This is a genomic window from Cellulosimicrobium sp. AB352, from assembly GCF_049538415.1.
Lineage (GTDB): Bacteria > Actinomycetota > Actinomycetes > Actinomycetales > Cellulomonadaceae > Cellulosimicrobium > Cellulosimicrobium funkei.
Window position 1 is genome coordinate 232,420 of sequence record NZ_JBMVFX010000002.1, and the last position, 9,750, is coordinate 242,169.

Sequence of the window (9,750 nt, forward strand, 5' to 3'; positions counted from 1 at the left end):
GACTCAGGCCTCCGTTCCGGTCTCAGGGGCCTTCGCCTCTGCGGCGGGAGCAGCCTGCTCGGGCGCCGCCGGCGACTCGGACGCGGGGGTCCGCTCGGCCGAACGCTCGGGACGACGGCCGCCACCACGACGGTCGCCGCCGCGCTCACCGCGCGGGCCGCCACGGCCCTGGCGCGGAGCGGCCGTGGCCTGCTGCGCGGCGAACTCCTTCTCGGTGACGTCGCCCTTGTAGATCCACACCTTCACGCCGATGCGGCCGAACGTGGTGCGGGCCTCGAAGAAGCCGTAGTCGATGTACGCGCGCAGCGTGTGCAGCGGCACACGACCCTCGCGGTAGAACTCCGACCGGCTCATCTCCGCGCCACCGAGGCGGCCGGAGACCTGCACGCGGATGCCCTTCGCGCCGGCGCGCTGCGCGGACTGGATGCCCTTGCGCATGGCACGACGGAACGAGACGCGGCTCGCGAGCTGCTCGGCGATGCCCTGCGCGACGAGCTGCGCGTCCGTCTCGGCGTTCTTCACCTCGAGGATGTTGAGCTGCACCTGCTTGCCGGTGAGCTTCTCGAGCTCGCCGCGGATGCGGTCGGCCTCGGCGCCGCGGCGGCCGATGACGATGCCCGGGCGCGCCGTGTGGATGTCCACGCGGACGCGGTCACGGGTGCGCTCGATCTCGACCTTGGAGATGCCGGCGCGCTCGAGACCCGTGCTCATGAGCTTGCGGATCTGGACGTCCTCGCGGACGTAGTCGCGGTACCGCTGGCCGGGCTTGGTGCTGTCGGCGAACCAGCGCGACCGGTGGTCGGTGGTGATGCCGAGGCGGTACCCGTGCGGGTGAACCTTCTGTCCCACTATCGGGCACTTCCCTTCGTGTTCTCACGCGGAGCGACGACCACGGTGATGTGGCTGGTGCGCTTGAGGATGCGGTTCGCACGGCCCTGGGCCCGGGGGCGGAAACGCTTGAGGGTCGGGCCCTCGTCGACGAACGCCTCACGCACGACGAGCTCCTGCTCCTCGAACGCTTCGCTCGCGCGGTCCGCCTTCACCCGGGCGTTGGCGATGGCGCTCTCCACGACCTTGCGGACGGGCTCGCTCGCCGCCTGCGGTGCGAACTTCAGCACCGCGACGGCCTCGGAGGCCTGCTTGCCACGGATGAGGTCCACGACGCGCCGGGCCTTCTGGGGCGTGACACGGACGAACCGCGCCTGCGCCTTGGCTTCCATTGCTGTCCTGCCTTCTTGTCTCTTGACCGTCCAGGTCGTCACCAGACTGACCCGGGGGTCAGCGGCGACGACCCTTCTTGTCGTCCTTCACGTGGCCGCGGAAGGTCCGCGTGGGAGCGAACTCGCCGAGCTTGTGGCCGACCATCGACTCGGTGACGAACACCGGCGTGTGCTTGCGACCGTCGTGCACGGCGAACGTGTGACCGAGGAAGTCGGGCGTGATGACCGACCGACGGGACCAGGTCTTGATGACGTTCTTGGTCCCCTTCTCGTTCTGAGCGTCCACCTTCTTCTGCAGGTGGTCGTCGACGAAGGGGCCCTTCTTCAGGCTACGAGGCATGTCTCCAGGCTCCTATCAGCGCTTCTTGCCGGTACGGCGACGACGCACGATCAGCTTGTCGCTCGGCTTGTTGGGACGGCGGGTACGACCCTCCGGCTGGCCCCAGGGGCTCACCGGGTGGCGACCACCGGAGGTCTTGCCCTCACCACCACCGTGCGGGTGGTCGATCGGGTTCATGGCGACACCGCGGACGGTCGGGCGCTTGCCCTTCCAGCGCATGCGGCCGGCCTTGCCCCAGTTGATGTTCGACTGCTCGGCGTTGCCGACCTCGCCGACCGTCGCGCGGCAGCGCAGGTCGACGTTGCGGATCTCGCCGGAGGGCATGCGCAGCTGCGCGTACGGCCCGTCCTTGGCGACGAGCTGCACGGACGCACCGGCCGAGCGGGCGATCTTCGCGCCGCCACCGGGCTTGAGCTCGATGGCGTGGATGACCGTACCGGTCGGGATGTTGCGCAGCGGCAGGTTGTTGCCGGGCTTGATGTCCGCGCCCGCGCCCGCCTCGACGACGTCGCCCTGCTTGAGCTTGGCCGGCGCGACGATGTAGCGCTTCTCGCCGTCCGCGTAGTGCAGGAGCGCGATGCGCGCGGTGCGGTTGGGGTCGTACTCGATGTGCGCGACCTTCGCCGGCACGCCGTCCTTGTCGTGACGACGGAAGTCGATCACGCGGTACGCACGCTTGTGGCCACCACCCTTGTGACGGGTGGTGATACGACCGGAGCTGTTGCGGCCGCCGCTCTTGGAGAGCGGGCGGACCAGAGACTTCTCCGGCTGCGAGCGCGTGATCTCGGCGAAGTCGGCGACGCTCGAGCCGCGGCGGCCGGGCGTCGTCGGCTTGTACTTACGGATTCCCATGGGGATCTGTCCTCAATCTGCTCTCGTCGGCTCAGCCGAAGATGTCGATCGTGCCCTCGCGGAGGGTGACGATCGCACGCTTGGTGTCCTTGCGCTTGCCCAGGCCGAAACGCGTGCGACGCGTCTTGCCCTTGCGGTTGATCGTGTTCACCGAGGCGACCTTGACCGAGAAGATCTGCTCGACGGCGATCTTGATCTCGGTCTTGTTGGCCCGCGGGTCGACGACGAACGTGTACTTGCCCTCGTCGAGCAGGCCGTAGCTCTTCTCGGAGACGACCGGCGCGAGGATCACGTCACGGGGGTCCTTGGTCACGGTGGTCACTTCGCGGCCTCCTCGGCAGCAGTCTCGTCCGCCTCGGTGGAGGTGGCGACGGCCTTCGCGGAGCGACCCGTGGCCGGGCCCGTCAGGAACGCGTCGAGCGCGCCCTGCGTGAAGACGACGTCGTCGGAGACGAGCACGTCGTAGGTGTTGAGCTGGTCGGCCACCAGGAGGTGGACCTGCTCGACGTTCCGCAGCGACTTGATCGTCAGCTCGTCGCCACGCTCGGTGACGACGAGGACGTGCTTGCGCCCGGAGAGCTTGGCGAGCGTCGTGACGGCGGTCTTGGTCGACGGCACGCCGTCGACGCCGAAGCCGGTCACCACGTGGACGCGGCCGTTGCGGGCGCGGTCCGAGAGGGCACCGCGGAGCGCGGCGGCCTTCATCTTCTTGGGCGTCCGCTGGTCGTACGAGCGCGGCGTGGGGCCGTGGACGACGCCACCGCCGGCGAACTGCGGCGCACGGGTCGAACCCTGGCGGGCGCGGCCGGTGCCCTTCTGCTTGTACGGCTTGCGACCACCACCGCGGACCTCGCCGCGGGACTTGGTGTCGTGGGTGCCCTGGCGTGCGGCAGCACGCTGTGCGACGACGACCTGGTGGATCAGCGGGACGTTGAGCTCGACGTCGAACACCTCGGCGGGGAGCTCGGCGGTGCCGGCCTTCTTGCCCTTGGGGTCCAGCACGTCAACGGTCAGAGCGGACATGGGGTTCACGCTCCCTTCGCGGCGCTGCGCACGAGGACGACGCCGCCCTTGGGGCCGGGAACCGCGCCCTTGACGAGCAGCAGACCCTTCTCGGCGTCGACCGCGTGGACGGTCAGGTTCTGGGTGGTCTGACGGACGTTGCCCATCCGACCGGCCATGCGCAGGCCCTTGAAGACTCGCGACGGGGTCGAGGCCCCACCGATCGAGCCGGGCTTGCGGTGGTTGCGGTGCGAGCCGTGGGAGGCACCCACGCCGGAGAAGCCGTGACGCTTCATGACACCGGCGGTGCCCTTGCCCTTGGTCGTGCCCACGACGTCGACCACGGCGCCGGCCTCGAAGGCCTCCGCGGTGATCTCCTGGCCGAGCGAGTACTCGGTGGCGTCGGTGGTGCGGACCTCGGCGACGTGACGACGCGGCGTGACGCCGGCCTTCTCGAAGTGGCCCTTGAGCGGCTTCGTGACCTTGCGCGGGTCGATCTGGCCGTAGGCGAGCTGCACGGCGGCGTAGCCGTCGGCGTCCGACGTGCGCACCTGCGTCACGACGTTCGTGCCGACCGCGACGACGGTGACGGGCACGAGGCGCCCGGCCTCGTCCCAGAGCTGCGTCATCCCGAGCTTCGTGCCGAGCACCGCGGTGACCGGGCGCGCGTTCTGCTGGGGGGTAGTCATGATGTCCTCCAGCCTCAGAGCTTGATCTCGATGTTCACGTCAGCCGGCAGGTCGAGACGCATGAGCGAGTCGACCGCCTTCGGCGTGGGATCGATGATGTCGATCAGCCGCTTGTGCGTGCGCATCTCGAAGTGCTCGCGGCTGTCCTTGTACTTGTGAGGCGACCGGATGACGCAGAAGACGTTCTTCTCCGTCGGCAGCGGCACCGGACCCACGACCGTTGCACCAGCGCGCGTCACCGTGTCGACGATCTTGCGCGCCGAGCTGTCGATGACCTCGTGGTCGTAGGACTTGAGCCGGATGCGGATCTTCTGTCCCGCCATGGCGTCGTCTGACTCTCTCTCTCGAACCGCTAGCTGTCCGACCCCCGCGCTCGGGCGTGTCGCGTAGTCGCGACGCACCTGGGCGCACACGCCGAGAGGCGCAGGGCCGTTGGATATGTGGACTCCCGCCGGGCTCCGTGCTGACGCACGGCTCCGCGAACCGGACCACAACGTTTGTGCGAGCCTGTCGGAACGTGTGTTCCGCGGGGTACTCGATCCATGGCGACACAGAGAGCTCAACCCGCAGACCCGGGAGAAGTCCCGGGGTCCTGGCCCTCGGCGAGAGGACCGGTTCAACACACTGTTCGACACGTGAAAGAGCGCACCCGTAACAGGCAACCTGAACAGTCTGCCACACGAAGCCGCCGTCGTCCAAGTCGGGACGACGCGACGCCGGTGTGACGGTGACCGCAGGCCGAAGGCCCGGCCCCGCGGACGGGACCGGGCCTTCGACGAGGTGCTGCGGAGGCAGCGTCAGATCACTTGAGGATCTTGGTGACGCGGCCCGAGCCGACGGTGCGGCCACCCTCACGGATGGCGAAGCCGAGGCCCTCCTCCATGGCGATCGGCTGGATCAGCTCGACCGTCATCTCGGTGTTGTCACCGGGCATGACCATCTCGGTGCCCTCGGGCAGCGTGATGACGCCGGTGACGTCCGTCGTGCGGAAGTAGAACTGCGGACGGTAGTTCGAGTAGAACGGGTTGTGACGGCCGCCCTCGTCCTTGCCCAGGATGTAGACCTGCGCCTCGAACTGCGTGTGCGGGGTGATCGAGCCCGGCTTCACGACGACCTGGCCGCGCTCGACGTCCTCGCGCTTGATGCCGCGCAGGAGCAGACCGGTGTTGTCGCCGGCCTGAGCCTGGTCCATCTGCTTGTGGAACGTCTCGATGCCCGTGACCGTGGTCTTCTGGGGCGAGCGGATGCCGACGATCTCGACGTCCGAGTTGAGGTCGAGCGTGCCACGCTCCACCTTGCCGGTGACGACGGTGCCACGACCGGTGATCGTGAAGACGTCCTCGACGGGCATGAGGAACGGCTTGTCGAGCTCGCGGACGGGCTCGGGCACGTTCTCGTCCACGGCCTCCATGAGCTCGAGGATCTTCGCGGTCCACTCGGGGTCGCCCTCGAGCGCCTTGAGACCGGAGACGCGCACGACCGGCGCGTTGTCACCGTCGAACTCCTGCGAGGAGAGGAGCTCGCGCACCTCCATCTCGACGAGCTCGAGGATCTCCTCGTCGTCGACCATGTCGGACTTGTTGAGCGCCACGAGCAGGTACGGCACGCCGACCTGGCGGGCGAGCAGGACGTGCTCGCGCGTCTGGGCCATCGGGCCGTCGGTCGCGGCGACCACCAGGATCGCGCCGTCCATCTGGGCGGCACCGGTGATCATGTTCTTGATGTAGTCGGCGTGACCCGGGGCGTCGACGTGCGCGTAGTGGCGCTTCGGCGTCTCGTACTCGATGTGCGCGATGTTGATCGTGATACCGCGCTGCTTCTCCTCGGGAGCCGCGTCGATCTCGTCGAAGTTGCGCTGCGTGTTCGCCGGCAGGTCCGGGTACGTGTCCGCGAGCGTCTTCGAGATCGCTGCCGTCAGCGTCGTCTTACCGTGGTCGACGTGACCGATGGTGCCGACGTTGACGTGCGGCTTGGTCCGCTCGAACTTGGCCTTAGCCACTGGGGTCCTCCTGGGACTTGGGTAGATGTGCCGAACGTTGCGAATGTCGACCGAGAGATCCTACATCCGCGGGGCGTTGCGGTTTCCTACAGGTTGATGGTTGTGCGGGTCTTCGACCTGTGGGGACTCACTCGCCCCGGGTCTTCTTGATGATCTCTTCGGCAACGTTCCGAGGAACCTCGGCGTAGTTGTCGAACTGCATCGAGTACACCGCACGACCCTGGGTCTTGGACCGGAGGTCACCGATGTACCCGAACATCTCTGACAACGGTACGTGGGCCCGGACGACCTTCACACCCGTCGCGTCCTCCATGGACTGGATCATTCCACGACGTGAGTTCAGGTCGCCGATGACGTCGCCCATGTACTCCTCGGGCGTACGCACCTCGACCGCCATCACCGGCTCCAGCAGAACCGGGTCCGCCCGCTTGACGCCCTCCTTGAGGACCATCGAGCCGGCGATCTTGAACGCCATCTCCGAGGAGTCGACCTCGTGGTAGGCGCCGTCGAGCAGGATCGCCTTCACCCCGACCAGCGGGAAGCCGGCGAGCACGCCGAGCTCCATCGCGGACTGGATGCCGGCGTCGACGCTGGGGATGTACTCGCGCGGGATGCGACCACCGGTGACCGCGTTGGAGAACTCGTAGAGCTCGCCCTCGGACGTGTCGAGCGGCTCGAAGGTCACCTGGACCTTCGCGAACTGCCCGGACCCACCGGTCTGCTTCTTGTGCGTGTACTCGATCTTCTCGGCCTTGCGGCGGATCGTCTCGCGGTACGCGACCTGCGGCTTGCCGACGTTCGCCTCGACCTTGAACTCGCGACGCATGCGGTCGACGAGGATGTCGAGGTGGAGCTCGCCCATGCCGCCGATGACGGTCTGGCCGGTCTCGTCGTCCAGCTTCACGCGGAAGGTCGGGTCCTCCTCGGCGAGCTTCTGGATCGCCGTGGAGAGCTTCTCCTGGTCGGCCTTCGTCTTCGGCTCGATCGCCACGTCGATGACGGGCTCGGGGAAGCTCATCGACTCGAGGATGACCGGGTTCGCCATGTCGCTCAGCGTGTCACCGGTCGTGGTGTCCTTGAGGCCGATGACCGCGTAGATGTGACCGGCGCTCGCCTCGTCGACCGGGTTCTCCTTGTTGGAGTGCATCTGGAAGATCTTGCCGACGCGCTCCTTCTTGCCCTTGGTCGAGTTCGCGACCTGCTGGCCGGGCTCGACACGACCGGAGTACACGCGGACGTAGGTGAGCTTGCCGAAGAACGGGTGCGCCGCGACCTTGAAGGCGAGCGCGGAGAACGGCTCCGAGGCGTCGGGGTGACGCTGGATGACCTTCTCCTCGTCCTTCGGGTCGTGACCGTCGATGGCCGGCACGTCGAGGGGCGACGGCAGGTAGTCGATGACCGCGTCGAGCATGGGCTGGACGCCCTTGTTCTTGAACGCGGAGCCGCACAGGACCGGGAACGCCTCGCCCGCGATGACGAGCTTGCGGATGCCGGCCTTGAGCTCGGCGATCGTCAGCTCCTCGCCACCGAGGTACTTCTCGAGCAGCTCCTCGTCGGCCTCGGCGACGGCCTCGACGAGCTCGCTGCGGTACTGCTGGGCCTTCTCGACCAGGTCCGCGGGGATCTCCTCGGTGTCGTACGCCTCGCCGAGCTGGGTCTCCCCGTGCCAGACGAGCGCCTTCATCTCGAGCAGGTCCACGACACCGGTGAAGTCGCTCTCGGCCCCGATCGGGAGCTGGATGACCAGCGGCTTCGCCTTGAGGCGGTTGATGATCGTGTCGACGGTGAAGTAGAAGTCCGCGCCGAGCTTGTCCATCTTGTTGACGAAGCAGATGCGCGGGACGTTGTACTTGTCCGCCTGGCGCCACACCGTCTCCGACTGCGGCTCGACGCCCTCCTTGCCGTCGAAGACGGCGACGGCGCCGTCGAGCACGCGCAGGGAGCGCTCGACCTCGACCGTGAAGTCGACGTGGCCGGGCGTGTCGATGATGTTGATCTGGTTCTTGTTCCAGTAGCACGAGACGGCGGCGGACGTAATGGTGATGCCGCGCTCCTTCTCCTGCTCCATCCAGTCGGTCGTGGACGCGCCGTCGTGCGTCTCGCCGAGCTTGTAGTTCACACCCGTGTAGAACAGGATGCGCTCGGTGGTCGTGGTCTTCCCGGCATCGATGTGGGCCATGATGCCGATGTTGCGGACCTTGCTCAGGTCGGTCAGCACGTCAAGTGCCACGGTCTGCTTCCCTCGTTAGATGGGTTGAGTCGGGGGCGCTGCTCGGACCGGGATGACCGGCCTCGGACCCGCCGACAGCCCCGGGGACGCTCCGGTCCCCGGGGCCCGTCGTGCGGACTACCAGCGGTAGTGGGCGAAGGCCTTGTTGGACTCCGCCATCTTGTGCATGTCCTCGCGGCGCTTGACCGCGGCGCCGAGGCCGTTGCTGGCGTCGAGGATCTCGTTCATGAGGCGCTCCGTCATGGTCTTCTCGCGACGGGCGCGCGAGTAGTCCGTGAGCCAGCGCAGCGCGAGGGTCGTCGCACGCGCCGGGCGCACCTCGACCGGGACCTGGTAGGTCGCACCACCGACGCGGCGCGAGCGGACCTCGAGCGCCGGGCGGACGTTCTCGAGCGCGCGCTTGAGCACGACGACCGGGTCGCCGTCCGTCTTCGCCCGGACGCCCTCGAGGGCGCCGTAGACGATCGACTCGGCGGTGGACTTCTTGCCGTCGAGCAGCACCTTGTTGATGAGCTGCGTGACGACGGGAGACCCGTAGACCGGGTCGACGATGAGCGGCCGCTTCGGGGCCGGGCCCTTGCGAGGCATCAGCTCTTCTCCTTCTTGGCGCCGTAGCGGCTGCGGGCCTGCTTGCGGTTCTTCACGCCCTGCGTGTCGAGCGCGCCGCGCACGATCTTGTAGCGCACACCCGGGAGGTCCTTCACACGACCGCCGCGCACGAGCACGATGGAGTGCTCCTGGAGGTTGTGGCCGACGCCGGGGATGTAGGCCGTGACCTCGACCTGGGAGGAGAGCTTCACGCGAGCGACCTTGCGCAGCGCGGAGTTCGGCTTCTTCGGGGTGGTGGTGTACACGCGCGTGCACACACCGCGCCGCTGCGGGGAGCCCTTGAGGGCGGGAGTCTTGGACTTCCCCACCTTCGAGGTCCGCCCCTTGCGGACGAGCTGCTGGATCGTAGGCACTACGTCTCCGTGTCTTCTCGAGCTACCGGGGCTATCCCCGATGGTGGTCGTGCGGGCTGCTGGAGCCGATCGCACGAGGCACCCGCAGCGCGAGAGACGCTGCAGCAGCCACCTACCACCGGCTCGATGGTCCGGCTCCGGGCCGTGGGCGCGAGCGCGCCACCAGGACCGGGATCCGGAGTGCCCGGGCACTCACATCGGCCCGTCCGGAGACCGCCACGCGGCGGTGTGCGACGATCGCTCGCCCGCACCGTCCCGCCAGGGACATCACGGAGGGCCCGACGGCGCGGGCACGGTTTACCAGGTTACCTGCCACCCGGCAAGGAGTCAAAGGAGCAGGTCGCGAGCACGGCCGCTCCCCCAGGCCCGTCGTCGTCCCGCAGGAGGGACGACGACGGGTGCCCGCCGGCCACCGCGTACGAGGCGCGGCAGCCGACGGGCACCCGTCGTGGGACG

Annotated in this window: 12 protein-coding genes; all 12 read right to left on the reverse strand. The window is 68.1% G+C overall.

What is annotated here, in order from left to right; genetic code table 11:
- Nucleotides 1–3 precede the first annotated feature (3 nt).
- Nucleotides 4–849 (reverse strand): 30S ribosomal protein S3, encoded by an 846-nt coding sequence (gene rpsC / locus ACPCUX_RS02600; RefSeq protein WP_034654910.1) that lies wholly within the window; start codon nt 847–849, stop codon nt 4–6.
- The gene (rplV, locus tag ACPCUX_RS02605) at nt 849–1,220 is read right to left on the reverse strand and encodes a 50S ribosomal protein L22 (protein ID WP_021479879.1); all 372 of its coding nucleotides are present in this window, start codon (nt 1,218–1,220) and stop codon (nt 849–851) included. Before rplV ends, rpsC begins: the two co-directional genes overlap by 1 nt.
- A gap of 58 nt (nt 1,221–1,278) precedes the next feature.
- On the reverse strand, nt 1,279–1,560 hold the full coding sequence (rpsS, locus tag ACPCUX_RS02610) for a 30S ribosomal protein S19 (protein WP_021479878.1): 282 nt from the start codon (nt 1,558–1,560) through the stop codon (nt 1,279–1,281).
- Nucleotides 1,561–1,575: 15 nt separating this feature from the next.
- The gene (gene rplB, locus ACPCUX_RS02615; protein ID WP_021479877.1) at nt 1,576–2,412 is read right to left on the reverse strand and encodes a 50S ribosomal protein L2; all 837 of its coding nucleotides are present in this window, start codon (nt 2,410–2,412) and stop codon (nt 1,576–1,578) included.
- 31 nt (nt 2,413–2,443) lie between these two features.
- Nucleotides 2,444–2,734, reverse strand: a complete 291-nt coding sequence (rplW, locus tag ACPCUX_RS02620) for a 50S ribosomal protein L23 (RefSeq protein ID WP_021479876.1) — start codon at nt 2,732–2,734, stop codon at nt 2,444–2,446.
- On the reverse strand, nt 2,731–3,435 hold the full coding sequence (gene rplD / locus ACPCUX_RS02625) for a 50S ribosomal protein L4 (protein WP_034654917.1): 705 nt from the start codon (nt 3,433–3,435) through the stop codon (nt 2,731–2,733). The genes rplW and rplD overlap by 4 nt, the downstream gene beginning before the upstream one ends.
- 5 nt (nt 3,436–3,440) lie before the next feature.
- Nucleotides 3,441–4,103: a 50S ribosomal protein L3 gene (gene rplC / locus ACPCUX_RS02630; protein ID WP_021479874.1), complete on the reverse strand. Its 663-nt coding sequence runs from the start codon at nt 4,101–4,103 to the stop codon at nt 3,441–3,443.
- A 14-nt stretch (nt 4,104–4,117) separates the two neighbouring features.
- A complete protein-coding gene (rpsJ, locus tag ACPCUX_RS02635; protein WP_012867945.1) occupies nt 4,118–4,426 on the reverse strand; it encodes a 30S ribosomal protein S10 in 309 nt (102 codons plus the stop codon).
- Nucleotides 4,427–4,905: 479 nt separating this feature from the next.
- Nucleotides 4,906–6,102, reverse strand: a complete 1,197-nt coding sequence (gene tuf / locus ACPCUX_RS02640; protein ID WP_021479872.1) for an elongation factor Tu — start codon at nt 6,100–6,102, stop codon at nt 4,906–4,908.
- A gap of 127 nt (nt 6,103–6,229) precedes the next feature.
- Nucleotides 6,230–8,332 carry an elongation factor G gene (gene fusA / locus ACPCUX_RS02645; RefSeq protein WP_021479871.1) on the reverse strand — a complete coding sequence of 701 codons (2,103 nt, stop codon included), beginning with the start codon at nt 8,330–8,332 and terminating at the stop codon, nt 6,230–6,232.
- 117 nt (nt 8,333–8,449) lie between these two features.
- Nucleotides 8,450–8,920: a 30S ribosomal protein S7 gene (gene rpsG / locus ACPCUX_RS02650; protein ID WP_021479870.1), complete on the reverse strand. Its 471-nt coding sequence runs from the start codon at nt 8,918–8,920 to the stop codon at nt 8,450–8,452.
- Nucleotides 8,920–9,294 carry a 30S ribosomal protein S12 gene (rpsL, locus tag ACPCUX_RS02655; RefSeq protein WP_021479869.1) on the reverse strand — a complete coding sequence of 125 codons (375 nt, stop codon included), beginning with the start codon at nt 9,292–9,294 and terminating at the stop codon, nt 8,920–8,922. Before rpsL ends, rpsG begins: the two co-directional genes overlap by 1 nt.
- Nucleotides 9,295–9,750: the final 456 nt, after the last annotated feature.